We start from the raw sequence: 23717 nt of genomic DNA on the forward strand, positions 1-23717 counted from the left end.
AACAGAAGCATCTGTTTCGACCATCGCTCCCTTGCTACCAGTGATCCGGCCGGGGCGACTCGCCATGGGCGGCCGTTCCAGTGACGGGGGTGGTGGACCGGTCCGCTCCCGTCCCCGGCGTGCGGGGTGACCTCTCCTTGCGGACGAACGCGCGACGCAGTGCGTGATACGGCGCCCCGGGGTCGTCGAACGTCTCGCGCATCCGAGCCAGCTCCCGCTCCCGGAAGGAAGCAAGGGGTTCGTCGCTTTCCTGGCGCTCCAGCTCGGCCTTCTTCGCGGCGATACGTGACCGCGTTCCGGGCAGCGCCGCCAGGCGGGCCGCCAGCCGGCCGACCTCTGCGGCGAAATCCCCCGGACCGCAGGCGACCACCCGGTCGACAAGTCCGAGGCCGCGGGCGCTCGCGGCGCTCATCGGCAGGGCCTCACGCATGAGCCGGTCGGCCGCCGCGGCTCCCACGCGGCGAGGCAGCGTATGCGTCCAGTACTCCGAGCCGTACAGGCCCATGAGGCGGTAGTGCGGATTCAGTACGCAGCCGGTGCGGCACCACACCTCGTCGGCCGCCAGGGCGAGCATCACGCCGCCCGCCGCCGCGTTGCCGGCGACGGCGGAGACCACCAGTTTGTCGGTGGTCGTCAGGATCGCCTCGACGAGGTCGTCCATGGCGTTGATGTTGGCCCAGGACTCTGCGCCGGGGTCCGCGGCGGCCTCGATGACGTTGAGGTGGATCCCGTTGGAGAAGAAGTCCCGTTGGCCACCGAGCACGAGCACCGAGGTGGGGCGTGTGCACGCCTCCCGGTAGGCGTCCAGCAGACGTCGGCACTGGGTGGTGCTCATCGCGCCACCGGGAAAGGAGAAGGAGAGGAAGCCGACGTTGCCGTCCTCGCGGTAACGGATGTCCGCCCAGGTGCGCCGCCGTGCGTCCGGGGACAGGGGGGCGGCGAGTTCGGGCAGGGCTGGCAGCCGGTCGCCGAGGGCGAGCACGGCGGGGAGTTTGAATGTGCGCGGCTGTCCGGGCGCGCGCCGGCCCCGCAGCTCGGGAATCCAGACGGCACCGTCCTTCGTGGCCCGGCAGATCGCTCCCGCCCTGGTGGCCAGCAGCGTTCCCGGCGCGCCGCGCAGACCGTCCTCGGCGTGTCCGCCGTGGAGGTACCACTCGGTGCCGAGCAGCATGTCCAGCACGCCGGGCTGCGAGTCCGCGGCGCGCAGCTTGCGCAGGACGGTCTGTGTACGGTCCGCGTCCCAGTCGATCCGCCGGACGCTCTGGTCGAGGTACGGGCGGATGCGCACCGGGGTGTCACCCGCGGGCGCCGCGATCTGCACTCGCGGGGTGTGGGTCCCGGAGGCGAAGCGCTCGACGGCGAGCATGACGGCCGCCAGCGCGGCGTCGGCGATCTCGTTGCGGTACAGGTCGCTCTTGGAAACCGGCGGGACCGGACACGGTACACACGCCCAGACGTCCCCGGCGTCCATTTCCCCGTCGGCCTGAAGGACCGTCACACCCCAGTGTTCGGCGCCCTCGTGGATCGCCCAGTCGAGAGAGGACGGGCCTCGGTCCCCGAGCGGCCCCGGATGGACGATGAAGCACGGGTAGGCGGCCCACACCTCCCGGGGGATCGCCGTCCTCAGCATGGGGGCGAGGACGAGCTGCGGCGCGTGCCGCCGTACCGACTCGGGCAACGGGCGGTCGGGCAGGGCGAGTTCCACCGCGACCGTGTGCCCGCGGTCGCGCAGTTCGGCATGGACACGCTGCGTAAGGCTGTTGAACGCGCTGGCCACGAGCAGGATGTGCACCAGGACCTCCCGGCGGCGACAGTGCGGGCGGCGAAGCCCCGGCCGACTGCGATCGTCGGGCACATCGAGCCGTCGACCCCGGCGACAGGCTGTGCGGTCACCCGAAAAGCGGGGCCCTCGGCATCGTCCCCGCGGCCATCCGGCCGGTTCTGGTGGCCGGATGGACGGCCGGCGTCCGGCAGTGCACGACGGCCGGGCGGGCTGTGGCCGCACCCCGGGGAGGCGGTCCCAGGAGCTACCGAACACTTACCCAGTGCTCCACCCTTCAGGGTGGAGGTGTAGGGCATCCTGCCGGTAGCGTCCCGGAGGGGCGCAGCACCATGGCAGGATCGCTTTGTCCGGCAATGTAGTTGTCGGATCTACCGCCGGACGGGCGGGAAGTCAGGCCTGCGGAGGCCGTGTAAGACCGATCCTCACCGGTCGGCAGTGGCCTGTGAAACAGGAACCCGAGGTGGTACCGCGTAGCGGTACGGACCGGAATCTCCTGCCCTCGGGCAGGAGAGGGCGTCAATGAAGCTCCCCGTCCGCGGAGGCCACGTCCCCCGCCGAACCGCCCTGGCGCGAATCGGCGGGCGGCGGTGCCGTGCTGTCGCGCACGACGAGCTTGGTGGGTACCAGCCTGGTGCCGTGTTCCGCACCTTCGTGGCGCATCCGCCGCAGTACGCCCTCGACGCAGAGGCGTCCCACTCCGGCGAAGTCCTGGTGAACCGTGGTCAGGGGCGGCACGAAGGAACCGGCCTCGGGGATGTCGTCGAAGCCGATGACGCTGACGTCGTCGGGGACCTTCCGGCCGCGCTCGTGCAAGGCCCGCAAGAGCCCCAGTGCCATCTGGTCGTTGGCGGCGAAGACCGCCGTACAGTCCTCCCGGTCGGCGAGCAGCAGACCCGCGCGATAGCCGGACTCCGCCGACCAGTCGCCTCGCACCAGGGCTGGCGGGACGCGTCCCTCCTCGGTCAGCGCGGTGTGCCATGCGTCGGCACGGCGTTGTGCCGCGAAGGACTCCGCGGGGCCGGCCAGATGCCAGACCGTGCGATGGCCGAGGTCCAGCAGATGCCGTACGGCGGCACGGGCACCGCCGGCCTGGTCGGTGTCGACCACGCTGTAGCGGTCCCCGGCGTCCGAGTCGGCGACGACGACCTGGACATGAGGAGGCAGGGAGACGGTCACCGCATCGAGGAGGTGCACTTCCATGATGACGATGACGGCGTCGACGGCGAGCTCTCCCAGCCGGGAGAAAGCGCCGCGCACCTCGTCCTGGGTGGGGACGGCGACGGGCAGGAGCGTGACGGCGTAGCCCTCCTGTGCCGCGGACGTGGCGATCGCCTCCAGGGTGCGCATATTGCCCGTGGTGGAGAGGTTGAAGGTGATGACCCCGATGGTGCGGAATTCGCCGCGCTTGAGGGCGCGGGCGGCGCTGTTGGGCCGGTAGCCCAGCTCCTTCATCGCCGCCAGCACCTGCTGCCGGGTCTCTTCGTTCACATTCTCGTAACCATTGGACACACGGGAGACGGTCTGCGAGGAGACTCCGGCCAGGCGCGCGACATCCGCCATGGACACACTCTGGGTGCGCCGCACGGCCCGTTTCCCCATGTGCGTACGGGACGGATCCTTGCTCGTCGAGGCGCTGTCCGTGGTGTCCACCCGTCTCCTTCGCTACCCGAGTCGCGGATTCACCAGACGACTCTTGACCATCGTCATTGGCGCAGTGTAGACATGCCGCCATCAGATGTTTACGTAAACATAACAGCCCGCAGATCTGTCTGGGGAGCCGTGTTTGCGCGAGCATCGCAACGGCGTGAGACGCCGGCTCCGAGATGGACGAGCGAGGAACGACATGACGACGCTACAACCGTCGGCGGCCGCTGAGCGGCGCACAACCCGGTCTCCGGTGAAAGGGGATCGCCGCTCCTGGACGGGGTGGGGGTTTATCGGCCCCTTCGTGGCCGTGTTCGCCCTCGTCTTCCTGGCACCCATCGGGTACTCGATCTACCTCAGCCTCTTCAGGGACCAGCTGATCGGCGGCACAAGCTTCGTCGGCCTGGAGAACTACCAACAGGCCCTGGAGGACGACCAGTTCTGGAACTCCCTCGTACGGGTGTCGCTGTTCCTGGTCATACAGGTGCCGATCATGCTCGGCATCGCCCTGCTGATCGCCCTCGCGCTGGACAGCGGTCGTCTCTACGGCAGGGACTTCTTCCGCATCACGATCTTCCTGCCGTACGCCGTGCCCGCCGTGGTGGCCACCCTGATGTGGGGCTTCATGTACGGCACGCGCTTCGGACTCGTCGGGGACATCAACGACGCCTTCGGTGTGACCCTGCCCGACCCGCTCTCGACCGACCTGGTCCTGGCGTCGATCGGCAACATCGTCACCTGGGAATTCGTCGGCTACAACATGCTGATCTTCTACTCCGCGCTGCGCGTCATCCCGAACTCCCTCTACGAGGCCGCGGAGATCGACGGCGCCGGACAGTTCCGCGTCATCACCGCCATCAAGCTCCCCGCGATCCGCGGCGCCCTCGTCATCGCGACGATCTTCTCGATCATCGGCAGTTTCCAGCTCTTCAACGAGCCGAGCATCCTGCGGCTGCTGGCGCGCAACGCCATCACGACGGACTACACCCCGAACTACTACACCTACTCGCTGTCCTTCAACGGCCAGCAGCACAACTACTCCGCGGCGGTCGCCATCATCATGGGGCTGATCACCATGGTCGTCGCCTATGTCGTGCAGCTCCGCGGCATGCGCAAGGGAGCGTAACCCGATGAGCAGCACGAGCAGCACGAGCAGCACGAGCAGCCCCGTCACCGCTGCCTCCCCGTCCGTATCCGTCCGGACCGCCGACGCGAGCAAGGGTGCGCCCCGACTGCGCAAGTCCCGTCGGCACGAGCCCGGGCGCCCCAAGCGCAGCGTGCTCCTGACCTTGCTCACCGGCGTGTTCCTGCTCTACACCCTGGTGCCCCTGGTGTGGCTGGTCATCAGCGCCACCAAGACCCAGGAAGGGCTGGCCACGTCCTCCGGCCTCTGGTTCAGCGACGACTTCGCTCTCTGGGACAACATCAGGGAGACGTTCACCTACAACGACGGCATCTTCGTACGCTGGTTCCTGAACACCCTGCTGTACGTCGGGCTCGGCGCCGGCGGTGCCACGTTCCTGGCGATCCTGGGCGGTTACGCGCTGGCGAAGTTCTCCTTCCCCGGAAAGCGCGCCGTCTTCGCCGTGGTCATCGGTGCCGTCGCCGTCCCGGGTACCGCCCTGGCAGTGCCCACCTTCCTGATGTTCAGCAAGATGGGGCTGACCGACACACCGTGGGCAGTGATCATCCCCTCGCTCGTCTCGCCCTTCGGCCTCTATCTGATGTGGGTCTTCGCCACCGAGGCCATCCCGAACGAACTGCTCGAGGCCGCCCGGATGGACGGCGCGAGCGAGGTGCGGACCTTCTTCCAGGTGAGCCTGCCGCTGCTGGCGCCGGGCATCGTGACCGTCCTGCTGTTCACCACGGTCGCTACCTGGAACAACTACTTCCTGCCGTTGATCATGCTCAAGGACCCGAACTGGTACCCCTTGACCCTGGGCCTGGACGCCTGGAACTCCCAGGCCCAGACGATCGGTGGCGACGTGATCTTCAACCTGGTGATCACCGGTTCACTGCTCACCATCGTGCCGCTGATCGTCGCGTTCCTGCTGCTGCAGAAGTACTGGCAGTCCGGGCTCGCCGCCGGAAGCGTCAAGGAATAACCCACCCCCAGGCCCCCACACCCCCCTCAGCGTCACCGCGTTCACCCTCACCCTGTCCCACCCACGAAGAAGTGGAAGCACCTCCATGCGCAGAACCACCAGCCGCCTGCTGCGCGGCATAGCCCTCGTCTCCGCCCTCGCCCTGGGATCGACCGCCTGCGGTTCCAGTGACGACAGCGCCGACCAGAAGCCGGTCTCCGCCGGGGACATCCAGGCGGCTCTGAAGAAGGGCGGCACGGTCACGGTCTGGGCCTGGGAGCCCACGCTCAAGACGGTCGCCGCCGACTTCCAGAAGAAGTACCCCAAGGTCAAGATCAACCTTGTCGGCGAGCGGTCCGGCGACAAGCACTACACCGCCCTGTCGAACGCCCTCTCGGCCAAGAAGGGCGTCCCCGACGTCGCGCAGGTCGAGTACTTCGCGCTGAGCCAGTACTCCCTCACCAAGGGCCTCAGCGACCTGGCCCCCTACGGCGCCGACAAGCTCAAGGACAAGTACACCCCCGGCCCGTGGAACGCCGTGAGCGAGGGTGACGCCGTCTACGGCCTGCCGATGGACTCGGGCCCCATGGCGATGTTCTACAACAAGAAGATCTTCGACAAGTACAAGATCGCGGTCCCGACCACCTGGGACGAGTACGTCGAGGCGGCCGCCAAGCTGCACAAGGCCGACCCCAAGGTCTACATCGCCAACGACGCCGGCGACGCGGGCTTCACCACCAGCATGCTGTGGCAGGCCGGTTCGCGTCCCTACAAGGTCGACGGCACCACGGTGAACGTCGACTTCTCCGACGCGGGCGCCAAGAAGTACACGGCCACCTGGCAGAAGCTCATCGACGACAAGCTCGTCTCGCCCATCAACGGCTGGACCGACGACTGGTACAAGGGCCTGGGCGACGGCACCATCGCCACCCTGACCACCGGTGCCTGGATGCCCGCCAACTTCGTCACCGGTGTCCCGCAGGCGGCCGGTGACTGGCGCGCGGCCCCGATGCCGGCCTGGACCAAGGGCGAGAAGGCGAGCGCGGAGAACGGCGGCAGCTCCCTGACCCTGCCCGAGCTGGGCAAGAACAAGGAACTCGCCTACGCCTTCGTCGAGTACGCGAACGCCGGTGACGGTGTGCAGTCCCGTGTCAAGGAGGGCGCCTTCCCGGCGACCACCGCGGACCTCCAGGCCGACTCGTTCCTGAACAAGGAGTTCGAGTACTTCGGCGGGCAGAAGGCCAACGAGATCTTCGCCGACTCCGCCGCCAACGTCGCCAGCGACTGGTCGTACCTGCCCTTCCAGCAGTACGCCAACTCGATCTTCAACGACACCGTCGGCAAGGCCTACATCTCCGGCACGAAGCTGGCCGAGGGGCTGAAGTCCTGGCAGGAAGCCTCCGTCAAGTACGGCAAGGAGCAGGGCTTCACGGTGAAGTAGCCGTTCCGAAGTGACCGTTCCGCAGTAACCCCTCTGAAGTAACGCTCAGAGGTACCCAAGCACCCCGCGCCGCCCCGTGCAGCACACCCGGAAGGACCATCATGATCTCCACCCTCCTGTCCCAGTTGCAGCACGGGGCGGACGGTGATTCCACTCCCCGCCTCGCCTACGGCGCCGACTACAACCCGGAGCAGTGGCCGCGCGCGGTGTGGGAGGAGGACGTACGGCTGATGCGCGAGGCCGGCGTCAACATCGTCTCGGTGGGGATCTTCTCCTGGGCCCGCATCCAGCCGGCCGAGAACGAGTGGGACTTCGCCTGGCTCGACGAGGTCATGGACCTGCTGCACGCGGGTGGCATCGGGGTCGACCTGGCCACCGCCACCGCGTCCCCGCCGCCCTGGCTCACCACGGCGCACCCGGAGATCCTTCCGGTGACCGCCTCCGGTGAGACGGTGTGGCCGGGGGCGCGGCAGCACTGGCGGCCCACCTCGCCCGTCTTCCGTGAGCACGCGCTGCGTCTGGTGCGGAAGATGGCGGAGCGGTACGCGAACCACCCCGCGCTGGTGGCCTGGCACGTCTCCAACGAGCTGGGCTGCCACAACATCTACGACTACTCCGACGACGCCGCCCGTGCCTTCCGCGACTGGCTGCGCGCCCGCTACACCACCCTGGACGCGCTCAACCACGCCTGGGGCACCGCCTTCTGGTCCCAGCGGTACAGCGCCTGGGAGCAGATCCTGCCGCCCCGGCTGGCCGGCTCCCACCCGAACCCCACGCAGCAACTGGACTTCAAGCGCTTCTCCTCCGACGTACTGAAGGAGTACCTGCGCGCGGAGCGCGACCTGCTGCGCGAGATCACGCCCGATGTTCCGATCACCACCAACTTCATGGTGATGGGCAACACCAAGGGGATGAACTACGCCGACTGGGCCGCCGAGGTCGACTTCGTCTCCAACGACCACTACGTCGTCCCCGGCCCGCAGGACCGGGACGAGCTGTCCTTCTCCGCCAACCTGGTCAGTGGCATCGCCGGCGGACGTCCCTGGTTCCTCATGGAGCACTCCACCAGCGCCGTCAACTGGCAGCCGATCAATGTGGCCAAGCGTCCCGGTGACCTGGCCCGTGACTCGCTGGTGCACGTCGCGCACGGCGCCGACGCCGTGTGCTACTTCCAGTGGCGCCAGTCGGCGGCCGGCGCGGAGAAGTACCACTCGGCGATGGTGCCGCACGCCGGACGCGACAGCGAGGTCTTCCGTGCGGTGACCGGCCTCGGGCAGACCCTCAAGACGCTGGCCCCGGTCGCGGGTACCGAGCGCGAGCCGGCGCGGGTCGGGATCGTCTTCGACTGGGAGTCGTGGTGGGCCAGTGAGCAGGACTCCCACCCCACCGCCCTGCTCGACTACCGCCAGGAGGCGCTCGACTGGTACTCCGCCCTCCTCGCTCTCGGCGTCCGGGCCGACGTCGTCACCGCGCAGACCGAGCTGGACCGCTACCAGGTGCTGATCACACCGGTGCTGCATGTCGTCCCCGCGCCGCTGGCCAAGGAACTCACCCGGTACGTCGAGAACGGCGGCCACCTGGTCACCACGTACTTCTCCGGCGTCGTCGACGAGAACGACCACATCTGGCTCGGCGGCTATCCCGGAGCCCTGCGTGATCTGCTCGGCATCCGCATCGAGGAGTTCGGCCCCCTGCTCGAAGGCGACACGGTCGAGGTCGCAGTGGACGGCACCGCCACGGGCACCGGCACCCTGTGGACCGACCGGGTCACCGTCACCGACCCGGACGTGGAGGTGCTGGCCCACTACCGCAGCGGTACGTACGCCGACCGCCCCGCAGTCACCCGCCGCACGACGGGCCGGGGCTCGGCCGCGTACGTCTCCACCCGGCTCGGAGCCGACGGCCTCACCGGGCTGCTGCCGAAGCTGCTCGCCCCGGCCGGTGTCGGCAGTGAACTGCCCGACTCGGCGCGCGGAAGCGTCGAGCTGATCGTGCGGCGCAACGCCGACAGCCGCTATCTGTTCCTGGTCAACCGGACCGACGAGACGGTGCCGCTGACCGGACTCGCCGGGGATCTCCTGGTCGGCCGGACGGACGACGACGGCACCGTCGTCCTCTCCCCGCGGGACGTCGCCGTGCTGCGGCAGCCCGCCCCCTGACGCCCCTCGAACAGCACCGAACCGTTCGGAGGGTCATACACCGCCCGTGCCCGCTCAGGGCACGGGCGGTGCACCGAAGCGACCACAGACGAGTTGGGAGCACACGATGGCACGCCGCCGTACCCGCACGAGACGGCTTTTGGGAACCATCGGAGTCACCGCCCTGGCCACCGGGGCAGCACTGGTCACCGCCCCGCCGACGAGCGCGGAAACCTCGACGGTGGCGGCCGCTTCCGTCACCGTCCGGCCGGACCCCTCCTACAAGGAGCAGAGTTTCGAGGGGTGGGGCACCAGCCTGGTCTGGTTCGCCGACGCCACCGGAGACTACCCGGCGGAGATCCGCGAGAAGCTGGCCCAGCTCCTCTTCGGCGACGACGGCCTGGCCCTCAACATCGCCCGCTACAACATAGGCGGCGGCAACGCCCCCGACGTCAAGGACTATCTCCGGGCCGGCGGGGCGGTCGAGGGCTGGTGGAAGGCCCCGGACGGCACCACCCGCATGGACACCGACTGGTGGAGCGCCGACGACGCCGCCGACTGGAACCCGGACGCCGACGCCACGCAGCGCTGGTGGGTGGACCGGATCAAGAGCGACATCGACCACTGGGAGACGTTCAGCAATTCGCCGCCCTGGTTCATGACCACCAGCGGCTATGTCTCCGGCGGCTTCAACTCCACCGACGAACAGCTCAAGGCGGACTCCGTCGACGACTTCGCCGCCTATCTGGCGGGCGCGACCAAGCGACTGGAGAAGGCGCACGGCATCAGGGTCGACACCCTCGACCCGTTCAACGAACCGAACACCAACTACTGGGGCACCCGTCTGGGAACCGACGGCCAGCCTGTCGGCGGCCGTCAGGAAGGGGCTCACATCGGCCCCGAATTCCAGCAGAAGGTGATCCGCGCGCTGGCCCCCGCCCTGAAGAAGGCGAAGACCGGCGCGGAGATCTCGGCGATGGACGAGACCAACCCGAACCTCTTCGCGCAGAACTGGAACTCCTACTCCCAGGATGTGCGCGATCTCGTCGGCCAGATGAACGTCCACACCTATGGCACCGGCGGCCGTACCAGCGCGCGTGACCTGGCCAAGGCCGCGGACAAGCCGCTGTGGATGAGCGAGGTCGAGGGCGACTGGGGTGACGGCCAGAGCTTCACGGACATGCGCCCCGGCCTCGGGCTGGCCCAGCAAATGGTCGACGACCTGCGCGAACTCGAGCCCAAGGCCTGGGTGTTCTGGCAGCCCGTCGAGGACTACGACAACATGAAGCCCGGCGGGGAGTCGGCCAAGGGCGGCAACTGGGGCAGCATCCAGCTCCCGTTCAGCTGCACCTCCGAGGACACCCTCGAATCCTGCCCGATCTACACGAACACCAAGTTCGACACCGCCCGCAACTTCACGCACTACATCAAGCCGGGCGACCGACTGATCAAGACCGACGACACGTCCAGTGCGGCCGCGGTCTCCAAGTCGGGCATGGCGGCGACCGTCGTCCACGTCAACCGCACCACCGACGCCCGTACGGTCACCATCGACCTGTCCAAGTTCGGCCACATCGCCCGCAACGCGACGGTGACTCCTGTCGTGACCAGCGCCGACGGCAAGCTCGCTCGGCAGACACCGGTCGCGGTCACCGGCCGTCAGGCCACGTTCACCGTGCCCGCCCAGTCCGTGACCTCCTTCGTCGTGAAGGGCGTGTCCGGTGTGGCGAAGGACGCCGCCTTGCTGAAGAAGGGCCACACGTACGAACTGACCGGCGTCCAGAGCGGCAAGGCGCTCACCGTCGCGGACGACGGCACCAAGCTCGTCATCAAGACCGCGAGTGCGGACGCGGCCGCCACGGGTCAGCAGTGGCAGCTGCGGCAGATCAGCGGTGACACCGGCAACCGGCAGCGGTACGTGTTCACCAACCCCGCGGAAGGGAAGCGGCTGGCCGTTCGTGACGGCGCCCCGGTCCTGGAGGCGGACAGCGGTCGTCGTGACAAGGCCACTCAGTGGATCATGTCGACGACCGGCGACGGCACGTGGACCCTGGTCAACGCCGCCACCGGCGGGCTCCTCGAAGTAGGAGGCCAGGCCACCGCCGAGGGATCCGCCGTCACGATGTGGACGCCGAACTCCGGTTCCAACCAGCGGTGGAAGGTCTCCGACGTGACCGAGCGGGTCGGGTCGTAGCCTCCAGCGGATGCGGGGTCCCGGCGTTTGGTGACCTCGCATCCGCATCTCGGCGTCCTCCGGGTGGGCTGCGGGGCCTTGTGCGTCAGGTGAGGTCGAGAAAGCCTCGGCGCACGGCCTCCGGGAACCGGGCGGCGAAGCCGGCCCTGACGCCGTTCCCCTGGCAATCGAACGGTTGAACGCCGGTGGCCGAAGACCCCGGGTCACCAACCCGCGTCCGGGAGTACCGGTCGTCGGCGCACCCACCCGAACAGAGCCACCGAACACACCGCCGCGAACGCGCACCAGGTCGACACGAACTCCAGCTCCCACAGCGCCCAGCAGATCCCCGCACCCGCGCCGACCAGCGCGCCGAAGAGCAGAAGTCGACGATCGCCGGAGAGCAGGAAGGAGCCGACGGTGGCCAGGAGGTAGCCCGCGACGAGCAGTTCCGGGTGGGACAGATCGACGACGTAGCCCAAGGTGTGGCCATGGATCTCGGCCCGCACGGGACGGGCCGCGAGAGCGTACGCCAGTGCCGCGGCGGTCGCGGCGCCGATGGCCAGCGGGACCATGAGGCGGCGCCGGGCGTGCCCTGGCGCCGCGCACAGCACGCCGGCGGGCACCCACACCGCCAGCAGCGGAAGGGCGATGACGGCCCAGGCGACGGTGGCGGGCCGCGTACCTCCACCGGAGTCCCAGACCACGGACTCGACGATCTGATGAGCCCCGAGGAGCAACGGCAGGGCGGCCAACGGGAGATCGCGGGCCCGTCGCGTCAATGTCACACAGGCCACTCCCACAGCGGCGATACCTGCACCGGCTGCCAGGTCGGCCGTCGCACTCCAGCACATCGCGTCACCATGGGGTCGGCCGTCAGGTGATGGCACCTCTAGGGTGCACCACGCTACGGGGCGGCGCGCCCATCCCCTCGGTGGACACGACAGTCGCGGGGACGGCTCAGGAACCCTTGGGATTGCCCGGCCGGTAAGCGCTCTCTAGACTCCCGTGCGATGGACACGGAAACCTCCCTGGAAGACGCCTACTTCGACTCCTGCCCCTGGGATTTCGTTCCTCGTGCCTCCGCCGGGCAGCGCGCCGCACAGGACGCCCACCAGCGGCGGCTGGCGGATTCCGGCGCGAGCTTCGGGCCGGACTGCTACGTCTCCGAGGCCGCCGGTGTCTTCGCCGACGCGCTGCGGCTGGGCGCGAACTCCTATGTCGCCGGGCATGCCTATGTCACCGGAGAGGTGACCGCGGGCTCCGACTGCACCATCAACCCGTACGCCACGGTCCGGGGCCGGATCGCCCTCGGCGACGGGGTGCGGATAGGGGCGCACAGTTCGCTGCTCGGCTTCAATCACGGCTTCGCCCCCGACCGGCCCGTGCACCGGCAGCCACTCACCAGCAAGGGCATCACCGTCGGCGACGACGTGTGGATCGGCTCGCACGTCGTCGTCCTCGACGGGGTGACCATCGGCGACCACTGTGTGGTGGGCGCGGGCGCGGTCGTCACCAAGGACCTGCCGCCGTGGACCATCGCCGCCGGCAATCCGGCCCGCCCGCTGCGCGATCGCCGCGCCCAGGGCGGATCACCGGATCGAGCGGTTCCGGGTGATCTGGGGGACGCCGTCGCCCGGTTCGCCGACCGGGCCCGGGCGCAGGCCGCCGACCTCATCGCCCGCTGCTGGGATCCCGGCACCGGCCGCTATGTCGATCGGCCGGGCGCGGCGGCGACCGTGCGCGCGCATTGCGACGCCATCGAGGTCGCCGACCTGCTGCTGGGCTCGCCCCCCGAGCAGTTGGCCACCGCCGAACACACCGAGCGGCTGCGGGACCTGCAGGACCCCGGCAGCGGTCTTGTGCCCGAGTTCGCCCCCGACGGCGGTCCGGGGGTACTGCCCGCCCCGGCCGACGACGGCTGGATCGACGACGGCACCGCCGAGTATCACGTGCTGTCCGTGGGGTACGCATTGGACCTGCTGGGTTCCCGTTTCACCCAACCGGTCCATGTCGTACGTGACATGACGCCGGGTCAGTTGGTGTCCCGTCTGGAGTCGCTGCCGTGGCGGACGCGGGCCTGGTCGGCCGGTGCCTGGGTGGACTGCTGGGCGACCGGCGCATATCGCAATCTGGAGCTCGGCGCCGAGGCCGGGCAACCCGGCGCGCTGGAGGCGCTGTTCGGCTGGCTGACCACGCGGGTGGATCCGTGGACGGGGATGTGGGGCGAGGCCGGGTCGCCGGCCGCGGGTCGGCTCCAGCTGGTCAACGGCTACTACCGGCTCACCCGCGGCTCCTTCGCGCAGTTCGGCCTCGAAGTGCCCTACCCGGAGCGGGTCGTGGACACCGCGCTGGCCCATGGCGGAGAGCCGCGCTGGTTCACGGCGGGCCGGGAGAACGCCTGCAATGTGCTGGACGTGGCGCATCCCTTGTGGCTCGTGGGGCGCCGGACCGGTCATCGGGGGGCCGAGGTGCGGGCGTGGGCCGAGGAGCAGCTGACGCGGGCGCTGGGGCGCTGGCGGGACGGCGCCGGATTCGGTTTCGGCCCTGCGGGCGAGGGGGGCTCGGGTCCGGGGCGGGAGCCGGGGCTGCAAGGCACCGAGATGTGGCTCGCGATCGTTTGGCTGCTGGCGGATCTGGCGGGAGTGGCGGACCGGTTGGGGTACCGGCCGCGGGGCGTTCATCGCCCGGAACCGGCTCGGTCGTCGGTCCTTCTCCCACCCCGGACCAGCTATTCATGAAGCTTCAACAAAGGTGTGTGTGATGGGGTGGGCCCCGGCCATACCCACCGACCCGCAGGAGAGCCCGCAGCCATGAGCAGTCCTTACACCTATGAGTACAAGGTCGTCACGTTCCGGGAGTCGCTCATCGGCGACGCGCTGGACAGCGACAAGCTGGAGAAGGTCCTGAACAAGCATGCGGGGGACGGTTGGGCGCTCAAGGCCATCACGTCCGCCGACGTCAAGGGCCGCATAGGCCCCGGCGCGGTCGAGGGCCTGCTGCTGACCTTCGAGAGGCCGCGCGGATAGCTCCTCCCCTGCCCGCGCATGTCGCCGTGGAGTGCGCGGAACGCCGAGGCGAGGGATGCTGGAGCTGATGGGACAGCGGATCCGCGGGCGGTACTGACGCCGTCGGAGGCCTTCCGGCACGGAAGGCCTCTCTCGGCTGAGCGGATGCCGGGCGTGCCGCATGCCACGGGCGCCCACCCACACCTGCGCCGGACCGCTGCCGGCCAGTGATGTCAGGACGGTGCGGCGATGAAGAGCGGCAGAACCCTTGACAGTGGGGTCGTCTCGAGTCATTCGGTGTGCGGCGCACCGTGCTGGGTCAGTCTGACCACGCGCGACCTGCGGGCCGCGCAGGAGTTCTACCACGCGGTGCTGGGCTGGGAGTGGCACGTGGGCAGACTGGGCCGACAGTACAAATTCGCGCGGGTCAACGGCGTGCCGGTGGCCGGCGTCGCGACGGTTGCCTCCATCGGGCCGAAGGCCGCCGCCTGGACCCCCTACTTCGCCGTGTCCAACGCGGACGAGACCGTGTCCCGCAGCCAGGAGCGCGGCGGCACGACCGCGGTGGGGCCGATCTCGTTCCCGCCGGGGCGGGCGGCGCTGCTCGCCGACCGGGACGGGGCGGTCTTCGGCATCTGGGAGGGCGAGCTCGTGGCCGACTGGGAGGAGTGGCGCCGCGCGGCACCGGTCTTCGTACGGCTGCACACCCGCGACGCCTTCGACGCCGCCATGTTCTACGGGGAGGTCCTCCGGTGGGCCACCTCGGCCCCCGGATGCTGCGAGGTCGACTACGAGGACAACGAAGTCGTGCTGCGCAGTCAGGGCGACGTCGTGGCCCGTATCCACTCCGGCGCGGTGGAGGCGGCACCCGACCCCACGATCAGGCCGCACTGGCGGATCCACTTCACCGTCGACGACGTGGAGGCCTGCGCCCGGGCCGCGCGCGCCCACGGCGGCACGGCCCACCAGCAGGGGGTCGGCTCGACGGAGGCGATCCTGAGCGATCCCGACGGGGCGCACTTCACGGTGACCTCCAAGGGCGCCGGATAGCTCAAGCGCCGCCCGCCAGCTCGTCCCCCAGCGCCGTGCGCTCGTACAGGACGTAGTAGCCCTGTCGGTGCGAGACCAGCAGTCCCGCGTCGCGCAGCACCGAGAGGTGGGCCGAGACGGACGAAGGGGCCAACCCGTGGCGGTCGGCCAAGGTCGTGGTCGAGGCGGGGGCGTCGAGGCCGGCCAGGACGGCGGCGCGATGGGGTCCCAGCAGGCGGGTCAGGGCCGCGGGCGCCTCGGCGGTGGCGCCCCCTGCCGGCAGGCCTCCCGTGACCCGGGCCGGATAGATCACCGTCGGCTGCCAGGGCCGGGCGAAGCCGCTCACCACGTCCGGCCGCACGAAGACGCTGGGCATCAGCAGCACGCCCCGGCCGTCGGCGCCCTGTGCCTCCTTGAGGTCGCCGTACCCGCGCAGGGTCAGCGTGTCGTGGGCCCACTCGATCTCGGGGTGCAGGTCGCCGAAGAGCGCTTCCAGGCCGCCGTCCGCCAACTGCCGTGCGCGGTGCGTGATGTCGGCCTCCAGGAGGGCCTGGTGGCGGGGCCAGTCCGGGGCGAGCAGCGCGTGCCAGGCCCGCTCGGTGAGGTCGGCGAGGCGGTGCACGGTGGCCGCGGGGTCGTCCAACGCCGCGCGGCTGTACGGTGATTCGGCCGCGCCCGGGGTGCACGCCAGCGAACGTGCCAGCTCCCCGCGGGCCATGGCGGGGTCGGTGGCCCGCATCCGCGCCAGTTCCTCCTCGAAGGAGGCGCTCGGTGCCTGGGGCGGCGGTCCCAGGAAGTCCGGGGTGTATCCGCCCTTGCGGGGGATGAACAGCCACAACTCCGACAGGTCCAGGCCTGCCACGGTGTCGCGTACGCGCCGCAGCCAGTCCCGGTGAAAGGCGTGCCGGGCGGGCCGCCGCAGCATGCGCAGCGCCTCGTGCGTCTGGCAGAGCGGGGACACCGCGAACCGGCACCGCGTCAGGTCGTCGGTACCCAGGTGCAGGGTCAGCGGCAAAACGGCCTCCGTTGCCTTCGGGGAGCCTTCGGGGACGTCCGATGACGCCCGGTGATGTCCGGTGATCCTGCACAGCTCACGAGGCCGGGGGGAGCAATTCGGCTCCACCCGAAAGAGTAGAGGGCCGCGCAAGGACCCCGCACGCTTGCCCCTGGCCGCATCCGGCCGACTCCCGGCATCCCCTCGCAGAAAGGCTCGTGGATGGCGAGCGTACGTCTCACCGGCCGACGCAGAGCCGCCGTCGTCGCCGCGCTCATGCTGGCCGCCTTCACGTTCAACACCACGGAGAACCTGCCCGTCGGGCTGCTCCCGCTCATGTCGGACGACCTGCGGGTGTCCCTGGCGTCCGTCGGACTGCTGGTCACCGGCTACGGACTGACGGTGGCCGTCGTCTCGCTGCCCGTCGCACACGCCACCCGGTCGATCCCGCGCCGCCATGTCCTGTCGGGACTGCTGGCACTGCTCGTGCTGGCGAGCTGGGTATCGGCCCTGGGTGCCCTCTCGTACGGCTTCCTGCTCGCCGCGCGGGTGGCGACCGCCTTGTCCCAGGCGCTGTTCTGGGCGGTGATGGGTCCGGTCGCGGTGGGGCTGTTCCCGCCCGAGCGGCGCGGCCGGGTGATGGGGCTGCTGTCCGTCGGGGGTTCGCTCGCCACGGTTCTCGGGGTTCCGGCGGGCACCTGGCTGGGCGGGCACAGCGGCTGGCGCGCGCCCTTCATGGTGCTGGGCGCGCTCGGACTGGTCGCGCTCGTCGCCATCGCGGTGCTGCTGCCGACCTCACGTCCGCAGGAGGGGCACGCGGCGTACGGGGCCGCTCCCGACACCCGCCGCTTCGTCGTCGTGCTGGCGACCACCGCCCTGTCGGTGACCGGGGCCTTCGCGGGGTTCACCTACATCGTCAGCTTCCTCGACGAGGTGAGTGGCTTCGCCGAGGGCTCGGTGAGTGCTCTGCTCATGGTGTTCGGGGTGGCGGGGGTCGTCGGCGTCTCGACGGCCGGGCCACTCCTCGACCGCTTCCCGCGCGCGACCCTGACGGTCCCGGTGGCGGCCCAGGCGGTGGCCCTGCTCGGCCTGTATGTGGGCGGCGGGCGCAGTCAGGTGGCGACCGTCGCCCTGCTGATGCTCCTGGGCGCGTCGGTGGGACCCGTTTTCATGGCCACGCAGAGCCAGGTCCTCCAGGTGGCTCCCGGGCGGACGGAGCTGGCCCTGGCGGCGAACTCAGCCGCCTTCAACGCGGGCGTCGCGGCGGGCGCGCTGACCGGCGCCGCCCTGCTCCCCGCCGTCGGGGTACGCGGAACGTTCCTGGTCGGCGGAGTGCTCACGCTCGGTGCGCTGACGGTCCTGATCCGGCCCGCACCGGGGCTGCTCATGGCAGGGGTTCGGCGGAGGGCACGACTGGCGCCTGGTAGCCGCCGCTGGCCAGCATCCGCACCTCCCCCGCCGGACTGATCTCGGCACGGAGAATGCCGGTGGGATCGCAATACACCGGGTTTCCGCCCGGTCCGAGGGCATCGGTCCGCTCGACGACCACCTCGTCGGTGATGACGCCGATTCCCGATTCCTGATGGGTGAAGCTCAGCCGATAACGGTCCGGAGTGGTCATGACGGCCTCCAGCGCCCGAGAAAGACATGCGGAAACAAATGCAGGCAAATAACCCTTCTCCATGATGCGGCCAGATCATGCCGATAGCAGCTCCCGGCGCCCGATCACCCCACGAGACGCCCCTCGCCTCACGGCGTCGGGCAGTGTAGACATAGGCACATGGTCCGGCTATTGGGTCGATCCCGGGCTCAGTCGACCCCCCGTCCCCCCGGTGCACGCGAGCAGCACAGGCCTGCCACAGGGCTGAGGTCGGCGCTGAGCCTGCGCAGTGTCGCGGGCCAGGTGTTCGTGCTGCAAGTGGTGATCGTCCTGCTGCTGGTCATCTCCGCGGTGGTGACTCTTGTACTGCAAGTACGGCACGACAGCACGCAGGAGGCCCGCAACCGTTCGCTCGCCGTCGCCGAGACCTTCGCCAACGCACCAGGCACCCGTGAGGCGCTGAGGGCCCCCGACCCCTCGGCTGTGCTGCAGTCGCGGGCGGAGGTCGCCCGCGAGCGGTCCAAGGTGGACTTCATCGTCGTGATGAACACCGACGGGGTGCGCTACACCCATCCCAAGCCGGACCGGATCGGAAAGAAGTTCGTCGGGAACATCGAACCCGCGCTTGCGGGCCGCTCCAGCACCGAGCAGATCAGGGGAACGATCGGCCCGCTGGTGCAGGCCGTGGTTCCGATCAAGGCTCCCGACGGTTCGGTCGTGGGCATCGTGTCGGCCGGTATCACGACCGCAAACGTGGGCGGTGTCGCCAACCGGCAGCTGCCCCTCCTGCTGGGCACGGGTGCCGCGGCACTCGCTCTGGCCACGGCGGGGACGGCCCTGGTGAGCAGGCGGCTGCTGCGCCAGACCCGTGGCCTGGGCCCGTACGAGATGACGCGCATGTACGAACACCACGACGCGGTGCTGCACGCCGTCCGGGAGGGAGTGATCATCGTCGGCGGCGAGGGCCAGATGCTGCTCGCCAACGACGAGGCGCACCGGCTGCTCGACCTCCCCGGTGACGCCGAGGGGCGGCCCGTCATCGGGCTCGGCCTCGACTCGGACACTGCCGACCTGCTGGCCTCAGGACGCGTCGCCACGGACGAGGTGCACCTGGTCGGAGACCGACTGCTGGCGATCAACCAACGCCCCACGGACCTCCGGGACGGCCCGTCCGGCAGTGTCGCGACGTTCCGTGATTCGACCGAGCTGCGTGCGCTGTCCGGCAGGGCCGAGGTGGCAAGGGAACGCCTCAAACTGCTGTACGACGCCGGTGTGGGCGTCGGCACGACCCTGGACGTGACCCGCACCGCCGAGGAACTGGCGGAGGTGGCCGTTCCGCGGTTCGCGGACTTCGTCACGGTCGACCTGGCCGACGCCGTGCTGCAGGGCGAGGAACCGGAAGCCGTGACCGAACTGCGGCGCACGGCGTTCAGCGGGATCCGCGAGGACGCCCCCCTCTATCCGGTGGGCAAGCAGATCGGATTCGTTCCCTCCTCGCCGCAGGCCCGCAGCCTCAGCACCGGCGAGGCCATCGTCGAGCCCGACCTCGAAGGGGCTCCCGGATGGCACGCCCAGGATCTCGAGCGCACCGCTCAGGTCGTGGAGTACGGAATCCACTCGCTCATCACCGTCCCCCTGCGCGTGGGACCCCTGGTGATGGGCGTGGCCAACTTCTGGCGCTCCGAGAAGCCCGAGCCCTTCGACGAGGAGGAGCTGGCCCTCGCCGAGGAGCTGGTCGCCCGTGCCGCGGTCTCCATCGACAACGCCCGCCGCTACACGCGGGAGCACACCATGGCCGTGACGCTGCAGCGCAGTCTGCTGCCGCGCAATCTGCCCGAACAGAGCGCCCTGGACATCGCCTACCGCTATCTTCCCGCGCAGGCGGGGGTGGGCGGGGACTGGTTCGACGTCCTGCCGCTGTCCAGCGCCCGGGTCGCGGTCGTCGTGGGCGATGTCGTCGGCCACGGGCTGCACGCCGCGGCCACGATGGGACGGCTGCGTACCGCGGTCCACAACTTCTCCACCCTGGACCTGCCGCCCGATGAAATCCTCGGGCTGCTCGACGAGCTGGTGGGCCGCATCGACCAGGACGAGGCGGAGGACAGCGGCTCCACGATCACCGGCGCCACCTGCCTGTACGCCGTCTACGACCCGGTCTCCCAGCGCTGCACCGTCGCCCGGGCCGGCCATCCGCCGCCCGCGCTGGTCCGGCCCGACGGCCGCGTCGAGTTCCCCGAGGTGCCCGCCGGTCCGCCGCTCGGCCTGGGCGGCCTTCCGTTCGAGACGGCCGAGCTCGAACTGGAACAGGGCAGTCGGCTGGTGCTGTACACGGACGGGCTCATCGAGGACCGGGTACGGGACATCGACGTCGGGCTGGAGCTGTTGCGCACCGCGCTGGCCCGGGCCGACGGGTCACCGGAGGACATCTGCCAGACGGTCCTGGAGGAGCTGCTCCCGGCCCGGCCGAGCGACGACGTCGCCCTGATCGTCGCCGGCACCCGCGCCCTCGGTGCCGACCGCATCGCCGACTGGCAGGTACCGGCCGAGCCGGCCGCCGTCGGCGAGGTGCGTGCCTCGGTCACCCGGCAGCTGGCCGAGTGGGGGCTCGACGAGATGGTGTTCACGACGGAGCTGATCCTCAGCGAGCTGGTCACCAACGCGATCCGCTACGGCAATGGGCCCATCCAGGTCCGCATGCTGTATGACCGCAGTCTGGTCTGCGAGGTCTTCGACGGCAGCAGCACCTCACCCCGGCTGCGCTACGCGGCCACCACCGACGAGGGCGGACGCGGTCTGTTCCTCGTCGCACAGCTCGCCGAACGCTGGGGCACCCGCTACACCCTCGCCGGAAAGGTGATCTGGGCCGAACAATCCCTGCCCTGAGACGCCGGAGGTGAGGGCGTACACCGCAATCTCGTCCCCCGACGCGACGAATCCCGCGGATCCGGCTCCAATGGAGGGTGACGGGATACCACCGGTACGACATGCGCCGCTGAGCCCCCGCGGCCATGCGGCGGCGCGATGGAGGTCCGCGATGCCCACTGCTCTCCGGCTCCTGCCCGCCCTCTCCCGGGACCATCGCGAACGGCTGATGACTCTGGCCAAGGAGGTCTCGTTCCCGGCGGACGGAAGGATCTTCGAAGCAGGAGGTACCGCCGACCGTTTCTGGGTGGTCCGCTCCGGAACGGTCTCCCTGTACCAGCGGGTCGTCGCCGACAGGCGTATCTCCGTCGCCACGCTGGGCCCCGGCGATCTGCTCGGCTGGTCATGGCTGTTCCCGCCGCACACCTGGGATTTCGGCGCCGAGGCCTTCAGCCCCGTACGCGCCTACGAATTCGATGCCGCGCGGGTGCGGGCCCTGTGCGACAAGGATCCGACGCTGGAGCTGTCCCTGACCCGGACGATCGGCGCCATCCTGGCCCATCGGCTCGAAACGACCCGCGAGACGCTGATCGAGCACTACGCGCGCCACGGCGGCTCCGGCTGAGGGGGCGCCTCGCCGGCAGGCATGCGGACGGGGACAGGAATCACGTATGAATCCCTCATGGACGACATCCTGGATTCCTTCGAACTCCTCCCCGGTGCCGACGACTCGCCCGTCATCCTGCACGTCCCGCACTCCGCGCGGCGGATACCGGCGCCGGTGCGCGACGGCATCGTGCTCGACGACGCCGCGCTGGAGCGCGAGCTGGACCACATCACGGACGCGCACACCGCCGAGCTGGCCGGGGCCGCGGCGCGGGCGGCCGGGGTCACTCCCTGGCGGTTCGTCAACCGGCTGTCCCGGCTGGTGGTCGACCCCGAACGCTTTCCCGACGAACGGGAGGAGATGCTGGCCGTCGGGATGGGCGCGGTCTACACACGGACGACGCACCGCGCCCCGCTGCGGTCCGCGGACGCCGACCCGAAGCCGCTGATCGACCGCTACTTCCACCCGTACGCGCAGGCGATGACGGCGGCCGTCGCCGACCGGCTGGCCGTCGCCGGGCGGGCCGTGATCGTCGACGTCCATTCGTATCCGACGGCTCGGCTGCCCTACGAGCTGCACGGCGACAGTCCGCGACCGCCGGTCTGTCTGGGCACGGACGCCTATCACACACCGCCGGGGCTGGTGGCCGTCGCGGAGAAGGCGTTCGCGGACCTCGGGGGTGTGGGGATCGACAGCCCGTTCTCCGGCGCGTACGTCCCGCTGCGGTTCCACGGCGAGGACACGCGGGTCACGGCGCTGATGGTCGAGATCCGGCGGGACATGTACATGAGCGAGCCGGGCGGCCCGGCGGGCCCGGGGCTCGCGCGCGTCGGCGCCGCGCTGGCGGCGCTGGTCGACGCCGTCTCCAGGTAGCCGGACGGCGTGGCGCCCCCTGAAGCCCGGGTAAGCAATCGCTTGGCCGAAGGTTCGCAGAGCGTACGGGATCATGCCGCTCGCGCCATGGCTTCCGCCTCGGCGATCATTCGTAGATGCTGGGCCATGTACACGTTCAACCCGAGGTGAGGGCAGCCCGTCGATGGCTTTGCAGATCAGCGCCACCAATCCCGAGCATCCCGCGCTCCTGCTCGAACTGCCCTGGCAGCTGCCCCTGGAGGAGTGGCCCGAGCACTACCTGGTCCCGCTGCCGCGCGGTATCTCGCGGCACGTGGTGCGCTACGCGCGCGCCGGAACCGAGGTGGTGGCCGTCAAGGAGCTCGCCGAGCGACCCGCGGTGCGCGAGTACGGGCTGCTGCTCAGCCTGGACCGGCTCTCCATCCCCGCGGTGGATCCGCTCGCCGTGGTCACCGGGCGCACCGACGCCGACGGCGGGCCGCTGGAATCCGTCCTCATCACCCGGCATCTGGGCGGCTCGATGCCGTACCGGTCGATGTTCGAGACGACCATGCGGCCCGCCACCATGCACCGGCTGATGGACGCGCTGGCGGTACTGCTGGTGCGGCTGCATCTGGCCGGGTTCGCGTGGGGCGACTGCTCGCTGTCCAACACGCTGTTCCGACGCGACGCCGGAGCGTACGCGGCGTATCTGGTGGACGCCGAGACCGGCGAACTGCACCCCCAACTCAGCAGTGGGCAAAGGGAGTACGACCTCGATCTGGCCCGTGTCAACATCAGCGGCGAGCTGCTGGACCTGGAGGCGGCCGGGGCCCTGCACCCCTCCGTCGACCCGATCGAGTTCGGCATGGAGATCTGCGCCCGCTACCAGGACCTGTGGGAGGAGCTGACCCGTACATCCGTGTACCCGGCGGGCAAGCACCACTACATCGACCGCCGCATCCGCCGCCTCAACGACCTCGGTTTCGACGTCGCCGAGATGCAGATAGCGCACTCCTCGAACGGCGACACCGTCACCTTCGTCCCCAAGGTCGTCGACGCGGGCCACCACCAGCGCCAGCTGCTGCGGCTGACCGGGCTCGACGCCGAGGAGAACCAGGCACGCCGGCTTCTGAACGATCTCGAGAGCTGGATGGCCACCCAGGACGACTACGCCCCCGGCGACCCCCTCGCCGCCCGGCCCGAAGTCCTCGCCCATCGCTGGGTACGGGACGTCTTCCGGCCGACCGTCCGGGCCGTGCCGCTGGATCTGCGCGGCTCCATGGACCCGGCCGAGCTCTACCACGAGCTCCTGGAGCACCGCTGGTACCTGTCCGAGCGCGCCCAGCACGACATCGACCTGGACACGGTCGTCGAGGACTACGTCACGAACATCCTCCCCAAGGTCCGGGAGTCCCTGCCACCACGGGCGGACGCCTCCGCCGGGCCCGCGTGAGCGCCGGTTGCAGAGCGGTTCCAGAGCGAAGGTGACCGTTCATACATACGATTGAGGGCGACACTGA

The 23717-nt window shown here is 70.0% G+C and carries 18 protein-coding genes; 13 read left to right on the top strand and 5 right to left on the bottom strand.

What is annotated here, in order from left to right:
- Positions 1-34 precede the first annotated feature (34 nt).
- Both AB0D57_RS07545 and AB0D57_RS07550 read right to left on the bottom strand, forming a co-directional pair.
- Complete coding sequence (locus AB0D57_RS07545; RefSeq protein WP_362068234.1) at positions 35-1792, bottom strand: enoyl-CoA hydratase-related protein; 1758 nt, start codon at positions 1790-1792, stop codon at positions 35-37.
- Positions 1793-2299: 507 nt separating this feature from the next.
- Positions 2300-3343, bottom strand: coding sequence for a LacI family DNA-binding transcriptional regulator (locus tag AB0D57_RS07550; RefSeq protein ID WP_362068511.1), 1044 nt, complete (start codon positions 3341-3343; stop codon positions 2300-2302).
- A 283-nt stretch (positions 3344-3626) separates the two neighbouring features.
- On the opposite strand from AB0D57_RS07550, the gene AB0D57_RS07555 reads away from it, so the two are divergent.
- The 5 genes from AB0D57_RS07555 to AB0D57_RS07575 all read left to right on the top strand — a co-directional run bounded on the left by AB0D57_RS07555 (position 3627) and on the right by AB0D57_RS07575 (position 11284).
- Entirely contained in the window at positions 3627-4553 is a 927-nt protein-coding gene (locus tag AB0D57_RS07555; protein WP_362068237.1) for a sugar ABC transporter permease, read from the top strand.
- 4 nt (positions 4554-4557) lie between these two features.
- Positions 4558-5532, top strand: coding sequence for a carbohydrate ABC transporter permease (locus tag AB0D57_RS07560; protein WP_362068240.1), 975 nt, complete (start codon positions 4558-4560; stop codon positions 5530-5532).
- A gap of 85 nt (positions 5533-5617) precedes the next feature.
- Positions 5618-6952, top strand: a complete 1335-nt coding sequence (locus AB0D57_RS07565) for a sugar ABC transporter substrate-binding protein (protein WP_362068243.1) — start codon at positions 5618-5620, stop codon at positions 6950-6952.
- A 101-nt stretch (positions 6953-7053) separates the two neighbouring features.
- On the top strand, positions 7054-9111 hold the full coding sequence (locus AB0D57_RS07570; protein WP_362068246.1) for a beta-galactosidase: 2058 nt from the start codon (positions 7054-7056) through the stop codon (positions 9109-9111).
- A 106-nt stretch (positions 9112-9217) separates the two neighbouring features.
- The gene (locus tag AB0D57_RS07575) at positions 9218-11284 is read left to right on the top strand and encodes a glycoside hydrolase (RefSeq protein WP_362068249.1); all 2067 of its coding nucleotides are present in this window, start codon (positions 9218-9220) and stop codon (positions 11282-11284) included.
- A 203-nt stretch (positions 11285-11487) separates the two neighbouring features.
- Here AB0D57_RS07575 and AB0D57_RS07580 read toward each other — a convergent pair whose 3' ends face one another.
- A complete protein-coding gene (locus AB0D57_RS07580; protein ID WP_362068251.1) occupies positions 11488-12117 on the bottom strand; it encodes a DUF6629 family protein in 630 nt (209 codons plus the stop codon).
- Between the two features lie 159 nt (positions 12118-12276).
- Here AB0D57_RS07580 and AB0D57_RS07585 point away from each other — a divergent pair, with 159 nt between their 5' ends.
- The 3 genes from AB0D57_RS07585 (at position 12277) to AB0D57_RS07595 (ending at position 15321) form a co-directional block, all read left to right on the top strand.
- Complete coding sequence (locus tag AB0D57_RS07585; RefSeq protein WP_362068254.1) at positions 12277-14004, top strand: acyltransferase; 1728 nt, start codon at positions 12277-12279, stop codon at positions 14002-14004.
- A 72-nt stretch (positions 14005-14076) separates the two neighbouring features.
- Positions 14077-14292 carry a DUF4177 domain-containing protein gene (locus tag AB0D57_RS07590; protein WP_028804134.1) on the top strand — a complete coding sequence of 72 codons (216 nt, stop codon included), beginning with the start codon at positions 14077-14079 and terminating at the stop codon, positions 14290-14292.
- Positions 14293-14520: 228 nt separating this feature from the next.
- The gene (locus AB0D57_RS07595) at positions 14521-15321 is read left to right on the top strand and encodes a VOC family protein (RefSeq protein ID WP_362068259.1); all 801 of its coding nucleotides are present in this window, start codon (positions 14521-14523) and stop codon (positions 15319-15321) included.
- Between the two features lies 1 nt (position 15322).
- Here AB0D57_RS07595 and AB0D57_RS07600 read toward each other — a convergent pair whose 3' ends face one another.
- Positions 15323-16315 carry a DUF5937 family protein gene (locus AB0D57_RS07600; protein WP_362068262.1) on the bottom strand — a complete coding sequence of 331 codons (993 nt, stop codon included), beginning with the start codon at positions 16313-16315 and terminating at the stop codon, positions 15323-15325.
- A 201-nt stretch (positions 16316-16516) separates the two neighbouring features.
- Here AB0D57_RS07600 and AB0D57_RS07605 point away from each other — a divergent pair, with 201 nt between their 5' ends.
- Positions 16517-17761 (top strand): MFS transporter, encoded by a 1245-nt coding sequence (locus AB0D57_RS07605; RefSeq protein ID WP_362068265.1) that lies wholly within the window; start codon positions 16517-16519, stop codon positions 17759-17761.
- Here AB0D57_RS07605 and AB0D57_RS07610 read toward each other — a convergent pair.
- A complete protein-coding gene (locus tag AB0D57_RS07610; RefSeq protein ID WP_362068268.1) occupies positions 17679-17915 on the bottom strand; it encodes a DUF6296 family protein in 237 nt (78 codons plus the stop codon). The two genes, AB0D57_RS07605 and AB0D57_RS07610, sit on opposite strands and share 83 nt — an antisense overlap.
- A 159-nt stretch (positions 17916-18074) precedes the next feature.
- On the opposite strand from AB0D57_RS07610, the gene AB0D57_RS07615 reads away from it, so the two are divergent.
- The 4 genes from AB0D57_RS07615 (at position 18075) to AB0D57_RS07630 (ending at position 23650) form a co-directional block, all read left to right on the top strand.
- Positions 18075-20777: a SpoIIE family protein phosphatase gene (locus AB0D57_RS07615; protein WP_362068271.1), complete on the top strand. Its 2703-nt coding sequence runs from the start codon at positions 18075-18077 to the stop codon at positions 20775-20777.
- A gap of 151 nt (positions 20778-20928) precedes the next feature.
- Positions 20929-21381: a cyclic nucleotide-binding domain-containing protein gene (locus tag AB0D57_RS07620; RefSeq protein WP_362068274.1), complete on the top strand. Its 453-nt coding sequence runs from the start codon at positions 20929-20931 to the stop codon at positions 21379-21381.
- Between the two features lie 57 nt (positions 21382-21438).
- Entirely contained in the window at positions 21439-22236 is a 798-nt protein-coding gene (locus tag AB0D57_RS07625; RefSeq protein ID WP_362068277.1) for an N-formylglutamate amidohydrolase, read from the top strand.
- 163 nt (positions 22237-22399) lie between these two features.
- Positions 22400-23650, top strand: coding sequence for a DUF4032 domain-containing protein (locus AB0D57_RS07630; RefSeq protein ID WP_362068280.1), 1251 nt, complete (start codon positions 22400-22402; stop codon positions 23648-23650).
- The last annotated feature ends 67 nt before the right edge of the window (positions 23651-23717 follow it).

This window comes from Streptomyces sp. NPDC048275 (assembly GCF_040652275.1).
In the GTDB taxonomy this organism is placed as follows: domain Bacteria; phylum Actinomycetota; class Actinomycetes; order Streptomycetales; family Streptomycetaceae; genus Streptomyces.